Genomic DNA, 23,155 nt, shown 5'->3' on the forward strand with positions numbered 1-23,155 from the left:
ATCAATCAGTCTTGCGCTTGAGCAAATCGAGCATCACTGCGAATGCGATGACCGCGCCGATGACCACTTGCTGGACGAAGGGCGAAATACCGGCCAGGTTCAAGCCATTGCGCAAAACGCCGATGATCAATACGCCGATAATCGTGCCGACCACACTCCCAGCGCCGCCCTTGAGGCTGCCACCGCCAATCACCACGGCAGCAATCACGTCCAGCTCATAGCCAACACCCGCGCCGGCACCGGCGGTGTCCAGGCGGGAGGTCATGATGATGCCGCCCAGGGCCGCACAGATGCCCGAGATGATGTACACCGCGCTCGTGTATCCCTTGACGCGGATGCCGGCGAGCTTGGCCACTTTGCTGCTGCCGCCGATGGCGTACAGGCTGCGACCGGGTACGGTGAACTTGAGGACGAACCAGAACGCCAGCGCCAACACGGCGAAGCAACTGACGGTCAGCGACAGTACGCCGCCGTAGCGAATAATCGAGAGGTTGCTGAACCATTCGGGAAAGCCGCTGACCTGCGCACCGTCCGTGACCATATAGGCAAGCCCACGGGCGATGGACATCATTGCCAGTGTCGCGATAAAGGATGGAAGACCGGCCTTGACGACCAGCAAGGCCGTGGTCGAGCCACACGCTGCACCGACCGCTATTGCCCCAAGCATGGCCACCCACATCGGCAGGCCGAGAACCTGCTCAAGCCAACTCATGACCATGATCGCTACCGCCAGCACTGCCCCCACTGAGAGGTCGATGCCACCGATGAGAATGACCAGCGTCATGCCCAACGCCATGATGCCGAGGACCGTTACCTGATCCAGCACATTGAGCAGGTTACTCAGCGTCAAAAAGCTATCGGTAAAGAAGGTCAATACTGCACATAACAAAAACAGCCCGATCGTAGGGCCGGCCACACTCGTATCCAAGCCGACCCACTTTGGAATGGACCCCGGCACTCTTGTTTTTGCCAACAACTGATTGTTCATACCCACATCCACTTCTTATGTAATTGTTATAAGATCGAGCAGCACACGACAACTACGGGTTAACAACCCAACTCCCGATAACGCCCTCCCATATATAAAAGTGGCTCGTTCAACGGCTGCGTGATGACATCAATGACATTGCCGATAAATACCGTGTGCGTCCCGTGTTCAATCTCTTGCACTACTTCGCAAAAAATCGCTGCCTGGGCGTCGGCCAAATAACGGATACCATGAACGCCGGTGTGCCAGTCACCCTCGACAAAGCGTCGCTCGCGCAGGTCGGGTTGGCTGAAAATCTTGCAGATCGGCTCGTGCTGACTTTGCAGCATGTTCACGCAGAACAACCCCGAGCGTTTGATGATCGGTGAGGCGCTGGCGGTTCGGTTGACGCAGATCAGCGCCGAGGCAGGGTCCATGGACACCGAGGAAAAAGCAGTTGCCGCCAGGCCGTGGGGCTGACCATCGTCGTCCAATGTGGTGATCAGGGTTATAGAAGAGGCAAAGCGTCCCATTGCTGATTTGAACTGACCCACCAGGTCTATCGAAGGGGCGGCCTCTTGATATTGAACACGCATAACATAAACCTCTTTTTATTGTGACTCACAGGCACTGGCTTTCATTATTAACAATCACCCCAACTTTTCTATTCGATTTTAGAAAATTGACTTTTCACCGATTCCGAAAGATGAATCAAACAACAAACATATTTGAATTATCTTCACAGGCACCCGGAAACACCCATTCCAAAGGGATTTCGCCTTTATTTGGTGGCCTGTAGGATTCTTTAATTAGATGGTTTTTGCTGAACAATTGGCTAATACTTTGCAGACAATAAAAAACAACTTCCACGAGGCGAAACCATCATGGTCGATCGATTACAAGACATGCGGCTGTTTCGTCTCGTCGTACAGACAGGATCGCTATCAACGGCGGGTCGTCAGATGGGCCTGTCACCCGCCGCCATGAGTGGTCGCCTCAAGGCGATGGAGGAGTTCTATGGTTTGCGGTTGCTCAAGCGCAACACTCGCAGCTTGTGCCCCACCGCCGAAGGTCAGTTGCTGTTTGAAAATGCCCTGAAGATCCTCGAAGAGGTCGACGCCCTCGACAGCATCATCAAAAACGGCCACAGCGACTTGCTAGGCACTATCGGTGTGACTTGCCCTACTGATTTGGGGCGACAGTGGATCAGCCCGCTGGTCGACAGCTTTATCAGCGAAAACCCCCATGTACGCATTCGCCTGTTTTTCACCGACCGAATTTTGGACTTCGTAGAGTCCGGCTCCGACATTGCGATCCGGTTCGGTGACCTCCCGGACAGTTCACTGATCGCTCGTTCCCTCGGGGTGGATCGGCAAGTGGTTTGCTGTTCTGCGCAATACGTTGAGCAACATGGCGCGCCACTGCGCCCCGAAGACCTGCTGCAACACAACTGTCTGGTACAACTGCGTGCAGATTTCACCCTGGATCGATGGCGGTTCATGAACAAGGGCGTGTCGACCACGATTCAGGTCAAGGGCAATCGGTTGGCCAATGACGGTTTCACCTTGCGTCAGTGGGCGCTGCAAGGCTTGGGGATCGTCTGGAAATCAGCGTGGGAGGTGGCGGACGACATACAGGCCCAACGGTTGATCCCGCTGCTGGAAGACTATCAGTGCCCAACCACCGGGTTTCACCTGCTCACCGAGGGCGGCAAGAAGCTACCTTTGCGTGTTAAAACCTTCGTCGATTTTGCCGTGCAATACTTCAAAAAACTCGACATCCCTTCGCGGTACGTCCTACCCCCACAGTAGCGACGGCATGTATGGCCGACGCTATCGCACTCAAGAGAGCGGGACCGAATGCAACTCGTCGAAAACGGGTTTGAGACTGGTCAACATCTGCTCATACGCTTTGCGCATGCCCGCATAGAACGGGTGCTTCGAAGCGTCTGGAAGGGCCACGGCCTCGACCGGTCTTTGCCAATCGATAACCGTCTGCTTCAGATCCGCAAAAATACCGGCACCCTGCCCAACCAACAACGCCGCACCCAGCACACCGTATTCGGCGCCAGGTAACCGGCTGAAAGGCATTCCCAGCACATCCGCTTTGATCTGATTGAACAACGGACTATTGGCTCCGCCGCCCAAACTGAATACGCCCCCTTCGTCTAACTCGAGGTTCATATCCCTCATGCACTGCAGGAAACGCGCATATTCATAGGCGACCGCCTCCATCATTGCTCGATACTGGTCGGTACGGTCGTGCGTCCAGTCCAGCCCGACAAAGGCGCCGGCCATCGAAGCATCGAACGGCGCATGCCGCCCGCCCACGTGAGGCAGAAACAACAGTTTGTTGCGCTCGGACAAGGGCGCACGCGCCTTTATCGACAAGCGCCGACATTCACTTTCTTCAAGGGCAAACTTGTTGAAACTGATGCCCGCCCCGCCCACATACGCCAACGAGTAAAACAGTTCGGGCAGGCAATGCCTGAATGTCGTGACCGTTTTGTGTTGGCTGTCGACGGCGTAGTGGTCCTGCAAGGTGGCGAGTACCGACCCGGTGCCGGCGATGTCGAACAGTTTTCCAGGTTTGAAAATCCCGGTGCCGAGCAACGCGGCGGCGACGTCTGCGCAACCGGCAAAAATCGGCGTACCGGCAAGTAATCCGCAGAGGCTTGCGGCACTGACAGAGACCGATCCGATGCGATCTGACGGTGATACCAGATTGGGCAGTCGCTCGACATCAAGGTTGAATTGGTCGATCAGTGAGGTGTTCCAACGCACAGCACGACTATCGGCAAAGCTGTTGAAACCCAGGTAGGTGTAATCCATGAACGCATCGTCGCTTTGCAGCTGCGCCATGCGCCCTGCCACGTAGGCAGCCGGCATGATGATCTTGGAAATATTGCGATAGACCTGTGGCTGTTGCTCGTGCCAGTACAACCATTTCGCTGCATGGTTGGCACCCGCTGGCCCTCCTGAGTGCTCGATGATCTGCTGCTCGTACGCCTTGAGTCGCAAAACCTGGCTGGCACACCGCATATCCAGCCAGGAATCGTAAGGCGCGACTGCCTCCCAACGTTTACCGATGGGCGATATCCCGGCCATTTGACCGCACATCGCAACGCCGCCGATCTGCGATACATTGATATCGTAGCGGCTCAGTACATCCTTGATGGTCAAGAGGACCGACAAATACATCTGCTCAGGGTCTTGCTCGAACACTTGGCGTGTCGGATTCAAGCCCGGAGCGGGTCGGCTCGCAGCCCCCTGGCTGCGACCCTTTTCGTCCAGCACAAGGACTCGGGTGCTTGAGGTGCCCATATCCACCCCAATCATCAATGCTCGACTCTTCAAAGGGACTACTCGCACAAAACGATGATGGTTATGGAGAGAGAGTACTGCCATCGGTCAGCCGGGGGCAGTGCTTTTTGACTCAATGGGCCCCGACCAATCGGCTACTTCTCAACGCCCCTCAACCTCCCAACCCGTCAAATCCAGCGAATGACTTTGCAGATAGCGGCCGACCGCATCGTCTATCGTTGGAAAAAACGCCGCCTCCCCCAGCAAGGTGTAGAGGCCGAACCGCTTGAGCTTGTCCTTGACCGGGTCTTTCATCTCGGCCACGCACAATTTGATGCCCGCGGTGCGCAGGGTTTCGTCCAGTTCGGCGAGCATGTCGGCCGAGGTGACATCCACGCTGGTGATGGGTTCCGCGGCGATGACCAACCAGCGCACCGGCGTTGGCGAGGCCGCCAGGGCGTCGATGACCCGGTCGTGGAACAATTCGGCGTTGGCGAAAAACAATGATGCATCCCAGCGAAACAGCACCAGGCCGGGAATGAGGATCGCGTCGGGATAGCGCTGGGTATCGTGAAAACCCTTGACCCCTTGGGTGCGTCCGAGCACGGCGGAGTAAGGCCGCCAGCCGTCCCACAGAAATTCAATGACCGCGATCACGATGGCCAGGCCAATGCCTTCGATCGCGCCAAAAACTGCCACTCCAATGGTGCAGATGATCGACAGCCAGAACTCCCAGCGCTGCATGCGATAGATGCGCAACAGGTCAGTGACTTCGATCAGGCCGATGGCCGATGCGATGACCACCGCTGCCAGGGCGCTGTTGGGCAAGTCACGCAGCAGGTCGGGGGCAAACACCAGCAACAACGCAACGGCCACAGCCCCGACAACACCGGTCACTTGGGTTTTCGCCCCGGCGGCTTCGGCCACGGGTGTGCGCGACGAACTGCTGCTGATCGCAAACCCCTGGAAGAATCCGGCGGCCAGATTGGCGACACCCAGGCCGACCATTTCCTGGTTCGGATCCACGTAGGTGCGGGTCCGCGCCGCGTAAACGCGGGACAGTACGCTGGTGTCGGCGAATGAAACCAGGGCCACGGCGCAGCCGCCGATCAGCACCGGGACAATATCGGCGCGGGTGATCCAGGGAATGGCGAAACCCGGCAGGCCTTGCGGGAGAGAGCCGAGGACCGAGACCCCGGCGTTTGCCGCAAGGTCCAGAACCGCGACGACGACGGTCGCGGCCACCACGGCAATCAAGATGCCGGGCACGCGTTTGTATCCCTTGAGCAGCAGGATGACGACCAGCGTCGCAGCACCGACCGCAAAAGTGACCCAATTGGTTTTACCATCGATGATCGCGGTCACGATCGCCCAAAGACTTCTCAGCGGTCCCTCGGCCTCGATTTTGAAGCCGAAGAGTTTGGGCAGTTGGCTGATCAAGACCGTCAGGGCGATCCCGTTCATGTAACCGTAGCGAATCGGTTTGGACAGAAGCTCGGTCACGAACCCCAGACGGGCGATCCCCGCCAGTACACACACAGCCCCCGAGACGATCGCCATGGCCGCCGCCAGCGCGATGGCCCGTTGCGGGTCGCCCCCCGACAACGGCAAGACAACCGCGAGAATGACAGCCGCCAGCGATGAATCGGGACCCAGCACCAGAATCCGGCTGGGGCCGAACAGCGCATACGCCAGCAGCGGAACGATGGTCGCATACAGGCCATAAATGCCCGGCACCCCCGATGCCACCGCGTAGGCGATACCTACAGGCACCAACATGGTGGTCAACACCAGGCCGGCGACGAGGTCGTGGCGCAACCAGGCCATATGGTAGCCGCGCAATGTGCGCAGCCCGGGAAACCAGCGGCTCCAGCCAGACTGATCGCTGCCTGCGTCCCGACGTGCAATCCGACCCGGTTCCGGGTCGGGCGACGAAGCATCCGAATGGCTCATAGGACATTGGCCCTTCTGTGTGAGTCGCAGGTTCGCTGCCGTTAACGGTCAATACTTTTCCGGGATGCGTTTGAGCGGATAGTCAGGTTCGCGATAGCCACCGGGCTTCTGCCGTTTAGGCAATACGACCTTGTCGCGGGGCACGTCTTTGTAAGGGATGCGACTGAGTAAATCGCTGATGATGTTGAGCCGCGCCCGACGCTTGTCATTGGAATCGGCCACCAGCCACGGTGCATGATCGGTGTCGGTCGCTTCGAACATGGCGTCACGGGCTCGCGAGTAGTCATACCAGCGGCTGTATGACTTGAGATCCATCGGTGTCAGTTTCCAGATTTTTCGCCCGTCCTTGATCCGCGCTTCGAGCCGACGCGTCTGTTCCTGCGGACTGACTTCCAGCCAATACTTGAGCAGGATGACCCCGGAGTCGACGATCGCACGCTCTACATGAGGGACAGACTTGAGAAACGTCTCCACTTGTTCTTCGGTACAGAAGTTCATTACGCGCTCGACGCCCGCACGGTTGTACCAACTGCGATCGAAGATCACCACCTCGCCCGCCGCCGGCAGATGGGGCAAGTAGCGCTGGACATACATCTGGCTTTTTTCCCGCTCGGATGGCGCAGGCAGCGCCATCACCCGAAAGACCCGCGGGCTGACCCGTTCGGTGATGGCCTTGATCGTCCCGCCCTTGCCCGCACCGTCACGCCCTTCGAACACAATGCAGATCTTGACGCCTTTCTCTTTGACCCATTCCTGCAACTTGACCAACTCGACGTGCAAGTGGCGCAACTGCTCCAGATAGTCTTTGTTCGTCAACTTTGCGGGTTCAGCAGAAACTTTAAAGGCTTTTTTCTTATCTTTTGCCATGACCAAACCTCAAAAATGCCAATGACGGATGTATTGGCAGCGGTTGCTGAAGAGTCGACGCTTCATCTGACGGCGTGAGTCTAGTCCAAGGTCAAACGCCCGGCATGGCGAGGCAGGTGAAAATCGTTCCCCCTATCAATTTCCCGTGGTTTGCCGAATTTGACGAGGGGTAAACCCGGTCAACGCCTTGAACTGGCGGGTGAAAGCACTGTGGTCGGTATAGCCGCACTGCAAGGCGACCTCGGTGATCGGCATATCGGTGTGAAGTAGACGATGCGCGTGTTCCAGGCGGACTTTCTGGATCATCTGTCGCGGCGTCAGGTGGAACACGCGTTTGCAGTAGCGCTCCAGTTGCGCCACCGAAATGCCGGCGATTCGCGTCAGCTCGCCAAGGCTGACTCGACGGTGGAAATGCAGGCGGATGTGTTCGTCCACAGCCGCCAGGCGCTGATACGCCGGATGGGTGTCGCTGGCCGATTGCAGGTCGACTGAAATGCCCACCAGGCCCATGATTTCGCCACTGCGGTTGTACAGCGGGCGTTTATGCGTAAGGCACCAACCGGGCTCGCGGCTGCCATACAGATGCAGCTCCAGTTGGTCTTCCAGGACAAACCCCTGCTCCAGTACCCGGCGATCCTGTTCGGTATAGCCAGGCCCCAATTGCGCGGGAAAGACCTCGGCGCTGGTTCTGCCCAGCAACGGTTGCAGGTGCTTGAGGCCGCAACGCTGCACCAGCGTCTGGTTGGCCATGACGTAGCGGGCCTGAACATCCTTGATGAAGATCGCGGCGTTGGGAATGACGTCCAGCATCGGTAGCACAAGCGCTACGCCTGCCAACAATTGCTCCATGGTTTCGGGACGTTGCTCCTCGTTCCCCTGGCACAGGATCGCAAAGGCGTTCTGCGTCATGAGTCTCACTCTCCCACGGTCCGGATCGACGAAAGCCAAACAGATTGCCCCAAGACCGGGGCAGTGTCGAGACGGGATCCGGGCCTGGGATCAGCAACTGGCATTGTGCTGATTTCGTCATCGCGACCTGCACAAACCATCAATCGCAGCCGTTCCGGCACGTTCAATCTATCGCCATTGCTGCCCTCGGCGCCCCACGACGACAGCGTTATCAGTGACATCACAGCCGCTCTCCCGTTTGGCGCATCGATCCAGACTTCTCTCTGAACCGGCACCTGGTGCCTCTCAAATTGGACGGTTTATGAAACAGGTTCACATCATCGATTCCCACACCGGCGGCGAACCGACTCGTCTGGTGATGAAAGGCTTTCCGCAGCTGCCAGGCCGCACCATGGTCGAGAAACGCGATGCCCTGCGCGACCAGCATGACCAATGGCGCAGGGCCTGCCTGCTGGAGCCTCGAGGCAACGACGTACTGGTCGGCGCGCTGTACTGCGAACCGGTATCGGCGGATGCCACCTGCGGGGTGATTTTCTTCAACAACGCCGGCTATCTCGGCATGTGCGGTCACGGCACCATCGGCTTGGTCAACTCGTTGCAGCATCTGGGTCTGATCGGCCCTGGCGAGCACAAGATCGACACGCCGGTCGGCCCGGTCAGCGCCACGCTGCATGCAGACGGCAACGTCACGTTGCGCAATGTCCCCGCTTACCGCTATCGCCAGCAGGTGCCGGTCGAGGTACCGGGCCATGGACGTGTCTTTGGCGATATCGCTTGGGGCGGCAACTGGTTTTTCCTGGTGTCCGACCACGGCAAGACATTGCAAATGGACAACGTCGACGCCCTGACCGAATACACCTGGGCGATGCTCCAGGCACTTCAAGCGCAAGGCATTCATGGCGAAGACGGCGCGCTCATCGACCATGTCGAATTGTTTGCCGACGACGATCAGGCCGACAGCCGCAACTTCGTGATGTGCCCCGGCAAAGCCTACGACCGCTCGCCGTGCGGCACCGGCACCAGCGCCAAACTCGCCTGCCTGGCAGCCGACGGCAAACTGGCCGCCGGTGAGCGCTGGGTCCAGGCCAGCATCACCGCCAGCCAGTTTGTCGGCAGCTTCGAATGGGAAGGTGAACGCATCCGCCCTTTCATCACCGGCCGCGCCTACATGACCGCCGACGCCACGCTGCTGATCGACGAACAGGATCCCTTTGCGTGGGGCATTTAAGCCCCTCGGCGGCGCCCACACCCTCAACCGACCTGAATAAACGCTGCAAGGAGTTACCACAATGAGCGACAACATCTTCACCGGCTGCATTCCTGCACTGATGACCCCGTGCACCGCCGATCGCAAACCGGACTTTGACGCGCTGGTGGCCAAGGGTCGCGAACTGATCGACATCGGCATGAGCGCCGTCGTGTACTGCGGCTCCATGGGGGACTGGCCGTTGCTGACCGAAGCCGAGCGTCAGGAAGGCGTGGCACGTCTGGTTGCCGCCGGCATACCAACCATTGTCGGTACCGGTGCGGTCAACAGCCGTGAAGCGGTGTCCCACGCGGCACACGCTGCCAAAGTCGGCGCCCATGGCCTGATGGTCATTCCTCGCGTGCTGTCCCGTGGTGCTTCGGCAACCGCGCAAAAAGCTCACTTTGCCGCCATTCTCAAGGCTGCCCCGGGGTTGCCGGCAGTGATCTACAACAGCCCTTACTACGGCTTCGCCACCCGTGCGGACCTGTTCTTCGAACTGCGTCGCGAGTACCCGAACCTGATCGGCTTCAAGGAGTTCGGCGGTGCCGCCGACCTGCGCTACGCCGCTGAGCACATCACCTCCAGGGACGACGATGTCACCTTGATGGTCGGGGTCGACACCCAAGTGGTGCATGGCTTCGTCAACTGCAACGCCACCGGCGCCATCACCGGCATCGGCAATGCACTGCCGCGCGAAGTGCTGCAACTGGTGGCCCTGAGCAAACAAGCTGCCAAAGGTGACGCCAAGGCTCGCCGGCAGGCTCGGGAACTGGAAGCGGCAATGACAGTGCTGTCGTCCTTCGACGAGGGCTGTGACCTGGTGCTGTATTACAAACACCTGATGGTGCTCAACGGCGACAAGGAATACGCCCTCCACTTCAACGAAACCGATGTGCTCAGCGATGCCCAGCGCCGTTACGCCGAGAAGCAGTACGCCTTGTTCCGCCAGTGGTACGAGCACTGGTCGGCCGAGCAGAACGTCGCCTGACGCTCCGCATTTGTTTCCGTCCTCTGCTATTTTCAGGAAATGCCATGACGCTCACAGGCAACATGCTGAACGGCCAGCACGCCACGACGGGTCGCCACGAAGCGATTCGGGCGATCAATCCAGCTACCGACCTGGCGCAGGATGCTATCCACTCCACTGCAAACGATCGGCACGACATAACCGTCATCGGTGCCGGGATCATCGGCGTCGCATGCGCGCTGCAATTGGCGCGTCAAGGATTGCGGGTGGTGGTCCTCGATCAGCAGGAGCCCGGCCACGGCGCCTCGTTCGGCAATGCCGGGCATCTGGCGACCGAACAGGTGTTTCCCATCGCCGAACTGTCCATTGTCAAACGCTTGCCCGCCATGCTCTTGGACCCGATGGGGCCGCTGCGCCTGGACTGGAAGTACATGCCGCGAGCGCTGCCGTGGTTTGCCCGGCTGTTGATGAACCTGCGCCCGGCGCCTTTCCAGCGCACGGTGGCCGGCATCCGCGCGCTTAACGAGAGCAGCCTTGGCGCGTGGCAACGACTGTTGCAGGCGATCGTGCGGCCTGACTTGCTCAAAGAAGATGGTTCGTTACTGGTATTTGAGCGCCCGGATTCGCAACCGGCGATCGAAGCGCTACAGGCACGCCTGCGCCAGCAGCAGGTGCCGGTCGAGCGCTGGCAGGCCAATGCCGTACGCGATGCCGCGCCGCAACTGAGCGAGCACATTCAGGGGGGATTGTTCTTTGAGCGCACCGGGCATTTCCTCGACCCTTATCGCGTCGTCTGTGAACTGGTACACGCCGCCAAGACCTGCGGTGTGCATTTCCTCAAGCGACGGGTGAAGGGCGGACATCTGGACGCAGGCGGAGTATCGCTGGTCACCGATCAAGCCCTGGTCAGCAGTCGGCGAATCCTGATCGCCTGCGGTGCCCATTCAGCGAAACTCACCCACGCGCTGACCGGCAAAAAGGTGCCGTTGGACACCGAGCGTGGCTATCACTTGATGCTGCCGCATGAGCACGAACGGTTGCCGTTCGCCGTCACCTCGCTGGAGCGCAAGTTCATCATGACGCCCTTGACTGACGGACTGCGGCTGGCAGGCACCGTCGAGTTCGCCGGTCTCGAGAGCCCGCCGAGCATGCAGCGCGCATGGCAGTTGCACCGTCTCAGCAAGGGCCTGTTCCGTCGTGACCTGAACGCAGACGCCGCCACGCCCTGGATGGGATTTCGCCCTTCCCTGCCGGACTCTCTGCCGATCATCGACAGTGCGTGCGACGGCAAGGTATTGCTCGCGTTCGGCCACCAGCACCTGGGTTTGACGCAGGCGGCGGTCACGGCTGAAATGATCGCTCAATTGGTTTCGCCAACGAGTGCTTTGCACAGCCTTGGATTACCAACGGTGGAGGCATACAGGCTGGAGCGTTTTTGAGCATCAATCGTCGATCGGACAGCCGCCTCATTGCAAAGGCGAAAACTTCGCCGGCAGGTAAATCGTCGAGCACATGTCGCGCAGTTGAGGGCCGGAGTTTTCCGGTGGCCAGACGCCGTCGGCTACGGCTTGGGTGCGCACTTGCAGGCGTTGTTCCAGTGTCGTCCAGGGCCAGATGTGCAGGTAACGCGGCAGCGAGCCGTCGGTGGCGTAAAACGCCGCGTAAACCGGTGAATACTGTTCGGCGGTTCGAGCTTCGATGGCTTTGCGCCAACCGTCCAGCGTGGGTTGCAGGCCGCTGCTGATCAGGTCATACACGCGCAGTTCGTAGAAAGGGCCGTGTCGGCCTGCGACCAGGGGCTCAAGAAAGGGAAACAGCGTGTAGTTTTCAATGCGCAAATCGGTGATGAACGGGCTGATTCCAAAGACGTCGCCAGCCAGCAGGAACCGCTCGCGCTCCGCCTGCCTATGGCATTCGTCCGCAAACCCGCGCAACACGGCGATCTGGTTCAGCTTGCCCAGTTCCGAAGCCCAACACCCCATCAGCGTTCCACCGACTTCAGGCTGTGCCAACCCGAGTTCGATGCGCGCCAGGGCGTCCGCCACCGTGCGCACGCGCACCGTAAAAGTGATCAATTCAAAAAAAACCATAACCCACTCCGACAATTTGCCCCAGCCTATGACAGCGCCTGCAACAAGGATATTGACGCGCCTCCCATTCGATGACGGCTTTTGCCGCAGTGGCCTAGGTAATAGCCTTATCACCAGGATGGTGAACAGTGAGCCACACTCCTCTCGTCTCACGACCAAGTGATAATGAATCCCATGAAGGGTCTGCTACGCTTTTTTATCCGGAAATGGAGTCGCACAATGAACCCGAAAAACTGTTGCGCACGGCGCATGCGGGGTGAGCTTTGAAAGGCAAAATGCTGGGTGTCGCCCTGACGCTCATCGTTGTGGGCGCTGCGTCCTATGGGCTTAACCGATGGGAGCGGGTCGAGAACCAGCGCCAGGCAGCGGTGTGCAAGGCAAACCAGGAGCATCTGAAAAACCTCGAAACCCAAGTCCGGGCCATGACTGCCGGTTTATCCGTGGAAGCCTATGCCGAGGCTGAAAAAGCCGAGGCCGGCAAACTGGTTCGCGCCCTGGATACCGCCCGCAATGAAGCGGAGGTCAACGCGGTGATCGACGAGCATTCCGCCGCCATCGAGAAGCAGATCGTTGCCGAGGATGCCGAGGTTAAATCCCGCGGCGAGCAACCGTTCTTGGGCCAGGAGCTGAAAAAACAGCGCATTACCACGGACATCAAGCAAGAACTCATACGCGCCGAGAAAGCCGTCGCCGATGCCTGTGACGAGTAGGCCATTACCGCTGGTCAGCTAACCAGCACGTTCCCACTCCCCGCCCTTCCAAAACTGTACATCCCTTCAATGGAAGACTCGAATCATGAAGCGTAAAGCCGCTGTGTTTCTGCTTGCGAGCTTGATGTCGACTAGTTCGCTGTTCGCCTTCGCTGCCTACGAGACTGCTACCGACCCCGCTGTTCCGCCTGCCGCCCTACCGGGCCTGAACCAGGGTAAAGCGGCTCAATCCAACGAGGACAAGGCCGACAAAAAAGGCGAAGAGGCGTCAGGCTCCAACTCCGGAGCGGATACGAGTGCCGCAGAAAAAGATGCCGCGACATCCAGCGGCTCGCCAGATGAAGTCAAAGAACCGAAGCAGTAACGCCAGGTTTGAGTCTAACGCCAGGTACAGGGCATTTCGCGACTGTTGTTATCGGCCCAGCCGATCCGAACCTGCGATTTATCGATTTGTGCAGTTGATGCCGTAACGCGAGCATGGAGCCACTTCCAACAACAAAAACAAAGGACCCGCCATGACTGCCCGATTTCACAACCCCGTCGATACGCGTTTCGGCTGGGGTAGCCTCCAGGAGCTTGTCTCCATCACTGAAAACCAGAAAGTCGCCCTCGTCACTTTTCCCGAAGCCCGCGCGCTGGGTCTGATTGATCGTCTGCAGGACCTGCTCGGTGATCGCTTGATCCATGTGATCGAGAATGTGCAACCCAATCCGGACGTGGCTCAACTTCGCGACACTTATGAGCGCTTTTGGCAAGAGGCTGGAGACTGCCACACGGTGGTTGCTGTCGGCGGTGGCAGTGCAATTGATACGGCCAAAGCGTTGATTGTGGGTACCGAGTCTGGTCGATTCGACGAGTTGCTCGCATTACTGGCAGCGGGTAAGCCCTTTACCCCGGCGCGCAGTAAATTGCTAGTCGCGGCGCCGACCACGGCAGGCACCGGCAGCGAGGTGACGCCCTGGGCTACGATCTGGGATACCGCCAGCCATAAAAAATATTCCCTGCATATGGAATGCACCTGGCCCACGGTGGCGATCGTCGACCCGGAATTGATGCTTACCGTTCCCGGCAGCGTGACGATCTCCACGGGCCTGGACGCCTTGTCCCATGCACTGGAGTCGGTGTGGAACATCAATGCCAACCCGGTTTCCGACACCTTCGCCATATCTGCCATCTTGGACATTCTGGAGTGCTTGCCGCTGCTGAGTCGTGACCTCTCCAACAAGGAGCTGCGTTGCCGGATGGCGTTGGCGGCGCTCAAGGCAGGGTTGGCATTTTCCAACACCAAAACCGCGCTGGCTCATTCCATTTCCTATGAAATGACGTTGCATCACGGTTTGCCCCACGGCATAGCGTGCTCCTTTACATTGCCGTTGGTTCTTGGACTGGCGTGGGGTCATGACGAAGCACGTGACCGCACCCTCCAGCGCATTTTCGGCAATGACCTACCCAGCGCCCAGGATCGGCTACGCGCCTTCCTGCACAGCCTTGATGTGAAAACCGAGTTCGCCGACTACGGCGTCACGGACACAGAAGCCCGGCGCATGATTGATTTTGCGATGCAGGGTGCACGCGGCAAGAACTTCATCGGTTCACGAGCGGCCTAGGGCCAGCCTCCCCCCAACACAACACTGCCAGCGGCGTAACAGGCCGCGACGTTTTCCTGCTGCACCTGAAAAAAGAGTGCGCCCCGCGATGCGAATCGCAGGGAACCAACAAGAATAAGGAAAAGATCATGAATCGTGCCCAAACCATGCCAGGTCTTGCCGTACACACTTCATCGTTCCGAGTCGCCCAGTGGCGCATGTTGCTGGCAGCCATGTTCTGTTATTTGTTTTTCTACACCGGACGGCAGACGTTCGGTTTCGCCATACCCGGTATCCAGGCCGAGTTCGGCCTGTCCAAGGAAACCCTCGGCTGGGCATCGGCCGCCATGCTCTGGGCCTACGCCATCGGCCAGGCTATCAATGGCAACCTGGCCGATAAATTCGGTGGCCGACGTATCATGACCCTCGGCGCCGTGCTGTCCTGCGGTGCCAACTGGGTGACCAGTTTCGCCAGCGGATTCGCCGGTCTGATTCTTCCATGGGGCATTAACGGCTACTTCCAGGCACTCGGATGGGCACCCGGCAGTCGCCTCATCTCTAACTGGTGGAGCACTGGTGAGCGCGGCAAGGTCTATGGCTTTTACGTGTTTGCGGCCGGTTGCGCCTCTGTCCTTTCCTACGTTACCTCGATCGTTGTCCTGGAAGTGATGCAACTGGAGTGGCGCTGGATCTTCCGTTTACCGGTGTTACTGATGCTGGCAGGCGGCATCATCTTTTACCTGGTTGCCCGTGAACGCCCGCAGGACATGGGATTCGAGCCACTGGCCGATACGGGCGTAGCCAATGCCGACGACAAAAACCATGAGGTGGCCCACGGTGAAACCGAGACCTCCGCGCAACGCTACAAGGCTGTTCTGAAGAACTTCCGCCTGATCATCGCTGCACTGTCCCTCGGCTTTCAGAACGCTGCGCGCTATGGCCTGATCGTCTGGGTGCCGGTGCACTTTCTCGGTGCCAACTGGAAAAGCGGCGACAGCATGATCGATCCAAAATGGATCACCGTTGCCCTGCCCGTCGGCATGGCCATCGGCGCCCTCAGCAATGGCTGGATTTCGGACAAACTGTTCGGTTCCAAACGCTATCTGGCGATCATGCTCTACATGGTCCTCGGCGCCGGCACCAGCCTGTGGATGTGGACCCTGGCACCTCACAGTGCGACCGGTCTGGTAGCGTTGTTTCTCTGCGGATTCTTCGTCTACGGCCCCGCCTCCAGCTTCTGGGCGTTGTGCCCTGACCTGGTGGGTGCCAAGCGTGCCGGCACCGCCACCGGTGTGATGAACTTCTCGTCCTATCTGTTCGCCGGCCTGGCGGAACCGCTGATCGGCAGTATGCTCGACAGTACCGGCAACACTTCGTTGATTTTCATCGTGGTCACTGCCGCCTGTTTGTGCAGCGCAACGGTCGCGCTGTTCATCAGGCGTTGACAGCCGGCGAAGCGGCTTGAATAACGGGCGAAGACCCAGGAACAGGATCATTTCATGTACCAGTACCACAAGTGGCTGCGTTCCTTTCACGCGGTGGCGAAGACCGGCAGTTTCACCCTCGCCGCCGAGTACCTGAGCGTCGGGCAGCCGACCGTCAGTGAGCAGGTCAACGCCCTGGAGAAGAAGTTCTCGGTGGAGCTGTTCTATCGCCGGGGCCGCTTCATCGAGATGAGTTCAGCGGGCCACCAGCTCTATGCAATCACCCAGGGGCTGTTCGGCCAGGAGGATGAAGCCGTGCAACTGCTGCAAAGTTTCAAGCAACGCAAACTCGGCATGCTGCGCCTGGGTGCGGTATCGCCACCGATAGCAATGAACCTGACTTACGAACTGATGCAACGGCATCCGGACATCGAACTGGAAACTTCGTTTTCGCCTGAGAAAGAAACCCTGGATCGCCTGTTCAACTTCGATATCGACGTGGCCATCCTGGCACTCTCCGAGTTTGACCAACGCTTCGATACCCAGCTGTACCGACGTTATCCGATCATTGCCGTGGTGCGTGACGACCACCCGTGGGCTCGGCAAAAGGAAGTGCACGTCGAGCAGATCAGCGATGAAAAATGGGTCATGCGCGAAAAAAGCTCACGCACCCGCCAATTGGTGGAAGAAAGCTGCAAACAACTGGGTGTTGCCGTGAACTGTGTCATGCAGTTGAACAGCCGTGAAGCCATTGTCCATGCCATCGCCAAAGGTATCGGCATCGGTTTCGTTTCGGCGGTCGAGTATGCCGAAACACCGGGTACCAAACCGATTACATTCGTCAATCACCCGTTTTCCATCGACTACCACCTGTGTTGCCTGGGCATTCGCAGAAACCGGCCGATGATCGCAGAGCTCTTCGATTCCGGCCCACTACCGACCACCTGATTGCGACTCACTCTGATCCACCTCACTGGCTTACTTCTTGATCACAAGAGGGACGGCCGGCCCACAACAAAAAATGGAGAATTCACCATGAACTATCAACAACCTTCGCACCTGCAAGCCGTGATCCTGGACTGGGCGGGTACGGTCGTCGATTTCGGGTCCTTCGCCCCCACGCAGATTTTCGTCGAAGCGTTTGCCGAATTCGGCGTTGCCGTTTCGCTGGAGGAAGCACGGGGTCCGATGGGCATGGGCAAGTGGGATCACATTCGCACGCTATGCAATCAACCGCAGATCGCCGAACGCTACCGCGCGGTGTTTGATCGCTTGCCCACCGATGATGATGTCACCGCACTGTATGAGCGGTTCATGCCGCTGCAAATCGAGAAAATCGCCCTGCACTCGGCCCTGATCCCCGGTGCCCTTGACGCCATCGCCGCCCTGCGCGACAAGGGCTTGAAAATCGGTTCCTGCTCCGGTTACCCAGCGGTGGTCATGGCAAAAGTCGTCGAACTTGCGCGACACAATGGTTACGTGGCCGATCATGTCGTCGCCACCGACGAAGTACCCAACGGGCGGCCTTACCCGGCTCAGGCTCTGGCCAATGTGATTGCCTTGGGCATCAGTGACGTCGCGGCGTGCGTCAAGGTCGACGACACCTGGCCAGGTATCCTCGAGGGCCGTAGCGCCGGCATGTGGACCGTGGCCCTGACCTGTTCCGGTAATGCCCTGGGGTTGACCTACGAGCAATTCAAAACCTTGCCCTTAGACAAACTGGCCGTAGAACGAGCGCGCATCGCCAAGATGTTCGAAGGCTCGCGCCCTCATTATCTGATCGATACCATCGCCGAACTGCCGGCTGTCATCGACGATATCAATGCCCGGCTGGCCCGTGGCGAAACCCCGCAAGGTGCCTGACGCCGAAGGCAGTAGGCGGTGTTCCCCGGAGCACCGCAACCTGGCGCAACCTGTTCGCACGCCCTGCCAATCCTCGCTCAACGGAAAAAAACAAAATCCCCATGTGCTCCCTTCGTTCATTCTTGCGTCGCAGTGTTCACTGCCCGTGCCTAAACGTCTGGAGTTCATTCGATGCCCTCGCCCAAAACCTTCCCCGCTGCGCTGTTGGGGCTGGCCCTCGTTTGTCCGGCCATGGCCCAGGGCCTGGAGCTGGGGCAAGTGTTGATCGGGGCTGAGGATCAAAGTGGCCAAGACCTGGAGATCGAACAGGCCAAGGCCCGTCTGGCAGAAGTCCCCGGTGGCAGCAATGTGGTCGACATGCGCCGCCCCCTGCAAGGCCGCGTGGCCAGTAACCAGGATGTGCTGGCCTACCAGCCGGGGATTTACGCCCAGTCTGCGGGCAACGAAGGGGTGAAGATTTCGATCCGCGGATCGGGGATCAACCGGGCTCCGGGTGCCCACGCTTCAGGGTTGTACGCCATGCTCGACGGTCTGCCGCTGACGGGCCCTGGCGGCACGCCCTATGAGTTGCTGGAGCCGCTGTGGCTCGATCATGTGGAAGTGCTGCGCGGCGCCAATGGGTTCGACAGGGGTGCACTGGCGCTGGGTGGCGCCATCGATTACGTCAGCCACACCGGTTACGACGCACCGAAGTTGCAAGTGCGCTACGCGACCGGCAGCCACGGTTATCAGCAGCGACAGGTCAGCTCCGGGCAGGTCTTGGGTGACTTCGATTACTACGTGTCGTTGACCGGCTCCAATGCCGATGGTTATCAGGATCACACCGCCAGCGACAGTCAGGGCGTGATTGCCAACTTCGGTTATCGCTTCAACCCGAACCTGGAAACCCGCTTTTACCTGCGCTATCGCCAGACCGACAACGACCTTGCCGGACGAGTGACCAAGCACTCCATCGAACACAACCCACGGGCCGCCAACCCCGCCTATGTGACGCGCGACGACCGCCGTGAGCAGCCCGGCAGCACCTTTATCGGCAACAAGACCACCTACTACATCGACGACGATTCGAGCATCCAGACCGGCCTTGTCTACCACGACTACCCCATGGACTTGCGTGAAGGACCCAATCGCCTGAAGGTTGCGTACACCGACGTCAGCGGCACGTTCGACTATAAGCGTCGCGATACGCTTTGGGGCCTGCAAAGCCAAAGCACGCTGGGCTTGCGCGTGACCAAGCACCTGCCCAATGCCGGCGCCAGCGAACAGGTGCGCATTCCCACCGGCAACACCGCTGGCTATGCGCCGGGCACGCACATTCGCGATTTCACCTATCAGGGTTCGGACACCGTGTTGCATCTGGGCAATGATCTGGAGATCGCCGACGACCTGTGGCTGACCACCGGCCTTGCTGCCATCTATACCCGCAGGGAAAGCGCTGTCACCTACCCGCAAGCCGGCGGCAAGACCAGCCTGAGCGATTGGGACTACGCTCCGCGCGTGGGTCTGCGCTATCAACTGACGCCCGATCTGCAGCTTTTCGGCAACCTCAGCCGCTCGGTTGAAGCGCCGCACCCCTGGTCGCTGATCTACAGTTCCAACGTGCGCTTCCCGGCAGGCACCGGCCCGGCCACGGGTGCCCAGCGCGATCCGATCGAGCTGCAAAACCAGACCGCAACCACCCTGGAAATCGGCGGCCGCGGTGACAGCTCGCTGGGGCAATGGAGCCTGTCCTGGTATTACGCCCAGGTGCACAACGAATTGCTCTCGGTGTTGCCGGACGCCAATGCCACCACGCCCTATGAACTCAACGCCAGCCCTACCGTGCACCAGGGAGTGGAAGCCGGCCTGACGAGCAGCCTGTGGTCGCCGGACAGCGGTGGCCAACTGACCCTGCGCCAAAGCTATACCTTCAGTGATTTCCACTACCGCGACGACGAGCGTTTCGGCGACAACCGCCTGCCGGGCCTGCCGATGCATTACTACCAGGGCGAACTGCGCTTCGACTGGCCGCTAGGTTTCTTCGCAGCAGTCAACACTCAATGGGCGTCCAAGGTTGCGGTCGACTACGCCAACAGCTTCTACGCCGATCCCTACGCCATATTCGGTGCAACCCTGGGTTACAACGCGCCCAAGGGCGACTGGCAGACATGGCTGGACATGCGCAACCTGACCGACAAGCACTACGCCGCGACCGTCACCCCGGGCTACGACGACAAAGGGCTCGACGCGGCGCGATCCACCCCTGGTGAAGGCATGGCGATGTATGTCGGGGTGTCGTGGAGCCTGCTTTGAGGCTTTGGCAAAGAGCAATCGGGCAGCCGGTGAATGGAGCGATGGAAAACGGCCGCTAAGCTACCTTCTAATCGGGTTTATTGGGCAGATTGCCTTTGACGTTGAATCGATGCTGTTCAACTCAAACCACCCTGATCCGGGTCAATCCAAGCCGTTCAGCCTGCGCCAGGATTTCTTTCGGAGTTGCGTCCGCTGAAGGCATCAGCAGGCTGTTCTCGCCATCTCCGAAATGCAGCTGCAAAAGATGCATTGTCGCCTCCTGTACGGAGAGTTGAGGTTGCTTGAGTTCGAGCTCGACCTCACGAGATTCGCCGTTGAACAGGTATTGCAGTGTGTAGAGGTGCATGGGCGGATTCCAAAATGAAAGAAGTACAACCGATGCCGCTGTCTTCAGGGCAGCAGCAGTGCTTCATGGACTTCGATTGAAGGAACAGCCCCCGCCACTCGCTGACTACTTAGCCAACGTCTGGTTTTGTTCACATCGAATATTTGCCCTTGCTCCATCAGCATCATGATGAGCTCATCCGACACGCGATAGCGACCACACTCTGGACAGTCCCGCTCTTCCCAGGGGCCAAGACATTGAATGCGCTGCGCAGTACCGACACATATAAGACAGTTCATCGCGATCACCATGGTCTGCTCAGACGGTCGCGAGATGATCGCGATCGTGCAGAAGAGACCGCTCGAGTGTTGAGAAACAGGTGATGGGTCGACAGGTAAACGCCTGGCAGAGTTCGATGACATGTCGCTTACAGTACAAACAGGTCGTATACACCGCTCAACGACTGCGCCTGGAAGCGGCACCCCATGATCGGCTCCCGTTCGTTTAAAGGGCTCGCGCACATTCTCAAAAACGTGTCGTGAAAATCATTGGCATGCATCATTCAAATTCTAATCACACGATTGACATAGTTGCCTTGGTCAACCATATAATTGCCAAAAGCAAATATATGGAGCTTCCATGTCCGCCACCATTTTTGAGCGCGCCGAAACGGTACGCCGCTTTAACAGGTTCTACACCCGCCAGATCGGCGCCCTGCAAGAACACTTGCTCAAGGCCGAATTTTCCCTGACCGAGGCGCGTATCCTTTTCGAATTGGGCGCCAGTGCCGGCCTGAAGAGTTCAGACCTGTGTCAGATGCTCGGCCTGGACGCCGGTTACGTCAGCCGAGTCATCGGCGGATTCGAGAAAAAAGGCTTGATCGGCAAGACGCGTTCGACAAGCGATGCCCGAGCCTCTCAGATCCAGCTTACCGAGCCAGGTCGCACCGTGCTGGCCTCGCTGGAGCACGCCGCTCGTGAGGAAGTCGTGTTGATGCTGCAAGGCTTGCCTGAGCCACAGCAGGATCAATTGACCCAAGCCATGAAACAGATACAGACGCTATTGGGCGACAGAGATCCCTCCTACCTCCTGCGCGATCCTGTAGCGGGTGACATGGGAATTGTCGTTCAGCAACAAGCTCAGCTATATGCTCGCGAATACGGTTGGAACTCGGAGTTCGAAGCGCTGGTGGCAGAAATCGTCGCCAAGTACCTTCGTGAATTCGATCAATCCTGCGAGCGATGCTGGATCGCGGAAAAAGATGGCAAGGTCATCGGTTCGGTGTTTGTCGTCAGGCATGACGAGACGACCGCCAAACTGCGAATGCTCTACGTGGATGCGAGTGCCAGAGGCATGGGAATCGGCAATCGATTGCTGGAAGAAAGTCTCAGATTTGCACGGGATGCGGGTTACACAAAGATGATGCTCTGGACCACCAGCGTGCTTTGCGATGCGCGAAAGCTCTATCAAAAGGCAGGTTTTCAGTTGGCCGAAGAGGAGCCGGTACACAGTTTCGGAAAAGACCTGGTCAGCCAGACTTGGGCTCGGGATCTGTAGTGGTCTGAGCAGTCGGGAACTCAACCGCGCACCAAGTAAGCACCTGAAGGAACCCGATCACGCAACTTCTTGCATTTACCCGGTGGGGGCTGATGCCCCGGCGGGCGATCAGGGAACCAGATTCGGCATTTGCCCGGGGGTGGCATGTGGCCGCGGGGAATTTCAAATTCAGCAGGCGCGGGCTCTGGGAGGACATTAGACTGTTGGAACGCCCCTGCGGTCCCGGCTCTGCCAACTGTCGGTGCAGCCGAAACCCGATTGTCCTCTGCGTGACTCAGGTTGCCAGCGTCACGCCCGATTTCCGAAGCGGACTGCTCAACAGCCGCCATGTCCGCTACGCGGCGCCTTTGGGCTTCCTCTTCCAACCCCTTCTGTACCGCAACCACGTCCCCGGTGGCATTTGGTGGGGTACCCGATGATTGGGCCTGCTGCGCCGCCTGAATCAATTGGAAGTTGCGGTTGCGCAACTGGACGTTGTTACCCACCCGCATGTTCGAGCGCGCCGCCAAGGTTTCAGCCTGCTGGTACTGCCCCTGTTGAAGTCGCAAAACACCCAGGTAATGCAGCGTCGCGGGATTGTTCGGCTGGATGTGCAGGGCGCGCTCCAGCGTGGCGGCAGCCTGGTCCAGTTGGCCATTTTCATACTGGCGCGAGGCTGTTTCGATCAGGGTGGTTGAGGCGCTGTTGCTTTGCGCGGTCGCTCGTCGCTCGGCTGCGACAGAACCGCACGACGCGAAGGCACAGAGCACCAGGATGAGGCCTGACAAATGGTTATTGATTGGCATCAGGGGACTTACTCGACTGAACTCGGAAGGTACTGCCGTAAACAGCGCTGTTCGGCGCTTCCGATACAGGGCCGCTATTGACCAAGCCAAACACCGGAAGTTCCTGCTGTAACGACCGCGGCAACTGTTCTTGTTTTTTTCTCTAGCGAGTGAAAACCGCTGGCTATTTAAGTAACGGTTCCCTAGAACTTTTCTCTGTATATCGGTCTATGTGGATAGGCAGATGCGCTGATTAAGCACGCGGTCTTCAAGCGTCGCAGTCATAGGCCACACGTCCAATCTTCCCTCAGAGGTTGTCTTCACTCATGA

At 58.8% G+C, this 23,155-nt stretch carries 21 protein-coding genes; 12 read left to right on the forward strand and 9 right to left on the reverse strand.

Annotation, left to right across the window (positions count from 1 at the left end; all coding sequences use genetic code 11):
* Position 1: 1 nt before the first annotated feature.
* Together D8U18_RS03035 and D8U18_RS03040 are read right to left on the reverse strand one after the other, a co-directional pair.
* Complete coding sequence (locus D8U18_RS03035) at positions 2–850, reverse strand: ABC transporter permease (RefSeq protein ID WP_241664281.1); 849 nt, start codon at positions 848–850, stop codon at positions 2–4.
* A gap of 197 nt (positions 851–1,047) precedes the next feature.
* Positions 1,048–1,563, reverse strand: a complete 516-nt coding sequence (locus tag D8U18_RS03040) for a flavin reductase family protein (protein WP_131106985.1) — start codon at positions 1,561–1,563, stop codon at positions 1,048–1,050.
* Between the two features lie 309 nt (positions 1,564–1,872).
* On the opposite strand from D8U18_RS03040, the gene D8U18_RS03045 reads away from it, so the two are divergent.
* Complete coding sequence (locus D8U18_RS03045) at positions 1,873–2,778, forward strand: LysR family transcriptional regulator (RefSeq protein WP_241664284.1); 906 nt, start codon at positions 1,873–1,875, stop codon at positions 2,776–2,778.
* A gap of 30 nt (positions 2,779–2,808) precedes the next feature.
* Here D8U18_RS03045 and D8U18_RS03050 read toward each other — a convergent pair whose 3' ends face one another.
* The 4 genes from D8U18_RS03050 to D8U18_RS03065 all read right to left on the reverse strand — a co-directional run bounded on the left by D8U18_RS03050 (position 2,809) and on the right by D8U18_RS03065 (position 7,998).
* A complete protein-coding gene (locus D8U18_RS03050) occupies positions 2,809–4,374 on the reverse strand; it encodes an FGGY family carbohydrate kinase (RefSeq protein WP_277752455.1) in 1,566 nt (521 codons plus the stop codon).
* A gap of 57 nt (positions 4,375–4,431) precedes the next feature.
* Positions 4,432–6,222 (reverse strand): sulfate permease, encoded by a 1,791-nt coding sequence (sulP, locus tag D8U18_RS03055; protein ID WP_131106988.1) that lies wholly within the window; start codon positions 6,220–6,222, stop codon positions 4,432–4,434.
* A 48-nt stretch (positions 6,223–6,270) separates the two neighbouring features.
* Positions 6,271–7,089, reverse strand: a complete 819-nt coding sequence (gene ppk2, locus D8U18_RS03060) for a polyphosphate kinase 2 (protein WP_131106989.1) — start codon at positions 7,087–7,089, stop codon at positions 6,271–6,273.
* A 135-nt stretch (positions 7,090–7,224) separates the two neighbouring features.
* Positions 7,225–7,998, reverse strand: a complete 774-nt coding sequence (locus D8U18_RS03065) for an AraC family transcriptional regulator (RefSeq protein ID WP_130905722.1) — start codon at positions 7,996–7,998, stop codon at positions 7,225–7,227.
* Positions 7,999–8,299: 301 nt separating this feature from the next.
* Here D8U18_RS03065 and D8U18_RS03070 point away from each other — a divergent pair, with 301 nt between their 5' ends.
* The 3 genes from D8U18_RS03070 to D8U18_RS03080 all read left to right on the forward strand — a co-directional run bounded on the left by D8U18_RS03070 (position 8,300) and on the right by D8U18_RS03080 (position 11,653).
* Entirely contained in the window at positions 8,300–9,226 is a 927-nt protein-coding gene (locus D8U18_RS03070; RefSeq protein WP_131106990.1) for a 4-hydroxyproline epimerase, read from the forward strand.
* Positions 9,227–9,287: 61 nt separating this feature from the next.
* Positions 9,288–10,235 carry a dihydrodipicolinate synthase family protein gene (locus D8U18_RS03075; RefSeq protein ID WP_131106991.1) on the forward strand — a complete coding sequence of 316 codons (948 nt, stop codon included), beginning with the start codon at positions 9,288–9,290 and terminating at the stop codon, positions 10,233–10,235.
* A 44-nt stretch (positions 10,236–10,279) separates the two neighbouring features.
* The gene (locus D8U18_RS03080) at positions 10,280–11,653 is read left to right on the forward strand and encodes an FAD-dependent oxidoreductase (RefSeq protein WP_241664283.1); all 1,374 of its coding nucleotides are present in this window, start codon (positions 10,280–10,282) and stop codon (positions 11,651–11,653) included.
* A gap of 27 nt (positions 11,654–11,680) precedes the next feature.
* Here the strand turns inward: D8U18_RS03080 and D8U18_RS03085 are convergent, their stop codons facing one another.
* Positions 11,681–12,304: an NIPSNAP family protein gene (locus D8U18_RS03085; protein ID WP_130930750.1), complete on the reverse strand. Its 624-nt coding sequence runs from the start codon at positions 12,302–12,304 to the stop codon at positions 11,681–11,683.
* Positions 12,305–12,582: 278 nt separating this feature from the next.
* Between D8U18_RS03085 and D8U18_RS03090 the strand changes: the two genes are divergently transcribed.
* The 7 genes from D8U18_RS03090 to D8U18_RS03120 all read left to right on the forward strand — a co-directional run bounded on the left by D8U18_RS03090 (position 12,583) and on the right by D8U18_RS03120 (position 20,179).
* On the forward strand, positions 12,583–13,014 hold the full coding sequence (locus tag D8U18_RS03090) for a hypothetical protein (RefSeq protein ID WP_056856899.1): 432 nt from the start codon (positions 12,583–12,585) through the stop codon (positions 13,012–13,014).
* An 85-nt stretch (positions 13,015–13,099) separates the two neighbouring features.
* Positions 13,100–13,378 (forward strand): hypothetical protein, encoded by a 279-nt coding sequence (locus D8U18_RS03095; protein WP_056856547.1) that lies wholly within the window; start codon positions 13,100–13,102, stop codon positions 13,376–13,378.
* A gap of 151 nt (positions 13,379–13,529) precedes the next feature.
* Positions 13,530–14,621 carry an iron-containing alcohol dehydrogenase PsrA gene (gene psrA, locus D8U18_RS03100; RefSeq protein WP_131106992.1) on the forward strand — a complete coding sequence of 364 codons (1,092 nt, stop codon included), beginning with the start codon at positions 13,530–13,532 and terminating at the stop codon, positions 14,619–14,621.
* A gap of 128 nt (positions 14,622–14,749) precedes the next feature.
* The gene (locus D8U18_RS03105; RefSeq protein WP_131106993.1) at positions 14,750–16,045 is read left to right on the forward strand and encodes an MFS transporter; all 1,296 of its coding nucleotides are present in this window, start codon (positions 14,750–14,752) and stop codon (positions 16,043–16,045) included.
* Positions 16,046–16,099: 54 nt separating this feature from the next.
* Complete coding sequence (locus D8U18_RS03110; protein WP_131106994.1) at positions 16,100–16,972, forward strand: LysR substrate-binding domain-containing protein; 873 nt, start codon at positions 16,100–16,102, stop codon at positions 16,970–16,972.
* An 87-nt stretch (positions 16,973–17,059) separates the two neighbouring features.
* A complete protein-coding gene (phnX, locus tag D8U18_RS03115; RefSeq protein WP_131106995.1) occupies positions 17,060–17,887 on the forward strand; it encodes a phosphonoacetaldehyde hydrolase in 828 nt (275 codons plus the stop codon).
* Positions 17,888–18,058: 171 nt separating this feature from the next.
* Entirely contained in the window at positions 18,059–20,179 is a 2,121-nt protein-coding gene (locus D8U18_RS03120) for a TonB-dependent receptor (RefSeq protein ID WP_131106996.1), read from the forward strand.
* A gap of 121 nt (positions 20,180–20,300) precedes the next feature.
* Here D8U18_RS03120 and D8U18_RS03125 read toward each other — a convergent pair whose 3' ends face one another.
* Positions 20,301–20,525: a hypothetical protein gene (locus D8U18_RS03125; protein WP_056856549.1), complete on the reverse strand. Its 225-nt coding sequence runs from the start codon at positions 20,523–20,525 to the stop codon at positions 20,301–20,303.
* Positions 20,526–21,143: 618 nt separating this feature from the next.
* On the opposite strand from D8U18_RS03125, the gene D8U18_RS03135 reads away from it, so the two are divergent.
* Complete coding sequence (locus D8U18_RS03135; protein WP_130905727.1) at positions 21,144–22,061, forward strand: bifunctional helix-turn-helix transcriptional regulator/GNAT family N-acetyltransferase; 918 nt, start codon at positions 21,144–21,146, stop codon at positions 22,059–22,061.
* 20 nt (positions 22,062–22,081) lie between these two features.
* On the opposite strand, the gene D8U18_RS03140 is transcribed toward D8U18_RS03135, so the two are convergent.
* Positions 22,082–22,846 carry a tetratricopeptide repeat protein gene (locus tag D8U18_RS03140; protein ID WP_131106997.1) on the reverse strand — a complete coding sequence of 255 codons (765 nt, stop codon included), beginning with the start codon at positions 22,844–22,846 and terminating at the stop codon, positions 22,082–22,084.
* Positions 22,847–23,155: the final 309 nt, after the last annotated feature.

It is taken from the genome of Pseudomonas sp. Sample_10 (genome assembly GCF_004321495.1).
In the GTDB taxonomy this organism is placed as follows: domain Bacteria; phylum Pseudomonadota; class Gammaproteobacteria; order Pseudomonadales; family Pseudomonadaceae; genus Aquipseudomonas.

Excerpts from the sequence above, each read along its gene's own strand:
- D8U18_RS03040 (WP_131106985.1), bottom strand. The coding sequence starts at position 1,563 with ATGCGTGTTCAATATCAAGAGGCCGCCCCTTCGATAGACCTGGTGGGT.
- D8U18_RS03045 (WP_241664284.1), top strand. The coding sequence starts at position 1,873 with ATGCGGCTGTTTCGTCTCGTCGTACAGACAGGATCGCTATCAACGGCG.
- D8U18_RS03050 (WP_277752455.1), bottom strand. The coding sequence starts at position 4,374 with ATGGCAGTACTCTCTCTCCATAACCATCATCGTTTTGTGCGAGTAGTC.
- sulP (WP_131106988.1), bottom strand. The coding sequence starts at position 6,222 with ATGAGCCATTCGGATGCTTCGTCGCCCGACCCGGAACCGGGTCGGATT.
- ppk2 (WP_131106989.1), bottom strand. The coding sequence starts at position 7,089 with ATGGCAAAAGATAAGAAAAAAGCCTTTAAAGTTTCTGCTGAACCCGCA.
- D8U18_RS03065 (WP_130905722.1), bottom strand. The coding sequence starts at position 7,998 with ATGACGCAGAACGCCTTTGCGATCCTGTGCCAGGGGAACGAGGAGCAA.
- D8U18_RS03070 (WP_131106990.1), top strand. The coding sequence starts at position 8,300 with ATGAAACAGGTTCACATCATCGATTCCCACACCGGCGGCGAACCGACT.
- D8U18_RS03075 (WP_131106991.1), top strand. The coding sequence starts at position 9,288 with ATGAGCGACAACATCTTCACCGGCTGCATTCCTGCACTGATGACCCCG.
- D8U18_RS03080 (WP_241664283.1), top strand. The coding sequence starts at position 10,280 with ATGACGCTCACAGGCAACATGCTGAACGGCCAGCACGCCACGACGGGT.
- D8U18_RS03085 (WP_130930750.1), bottom strand. The coding sequence starts at position 12,304 with ATGGTTTTTTTTGAATTGATCACTTTTACGGTGCGCGTGCGCACGGTG.
- D8U18_RS03095 (WP_056856547.1), top strand. The coding sequence starts at position 13,100 with ATGAAGCGTAAAGCCGCTGTGTTTCTGCTTGCGAGCTTGATGTCGACT.
- psrA (WP_131106992.1), top strand. The coding sequence starts at position 13,530 with ATGACTGCCCGATTTCACAACCCCGTCGATACGCGTTTCGGCTGGGGT.
- D8U18_RS03105 (WP_131106993.1), top strand. The coding sequence starts at position 14,750 with ATGAATCGTGCCCAAACCATGCCAGGTCTTGCCGTACACACTTCATCG.
- D8U18_RS03110 (WP_131106994.1), top strand. The coding sequence starts at position 16,100 with ATGTACCAGTACCACAAGTGGCTGCGTTCCTTTCACGCGGTGGCGAAG.
- phnX (WP_131106995.1), top strand. The coding sequence starts at position 17,060 with ATGAACTATCAACAACCTTCGCACCTGCAAGCCGTGATCCTGGACTGG.
- D8U18_RS03120 (WP_131106996.1), top strand. The coding sequence starts at position 18,059 with ATGCCCTCGCCCAAAACCTTCCCCGCTGCGCTGTTGGGGCTGGCCCTC.
- D8U18_RS03125 (WP_056856549.1), bottom strand. The coding sequence starts at position 20,525 with ATGCACCTCTACACACTGCAATACCTGTTCAACGGCGAATCTCGTGAG.
- D8U18_RS03135 (WP_130905727.1), top strand. The coding sequence starts at position 21,144 with ATGTCCGCCACCATTTTTGAGCGCGCCGAAACGGTACGCCGCTTTAAC.
- D8U18_RS03140 (WP_131106997.1), bottom strand. The coding sequence starts at position 22,846 with ATGCCAATCAATAACCATTTGTCAGGCCTCATCCTGGTGCTCTGTGCC.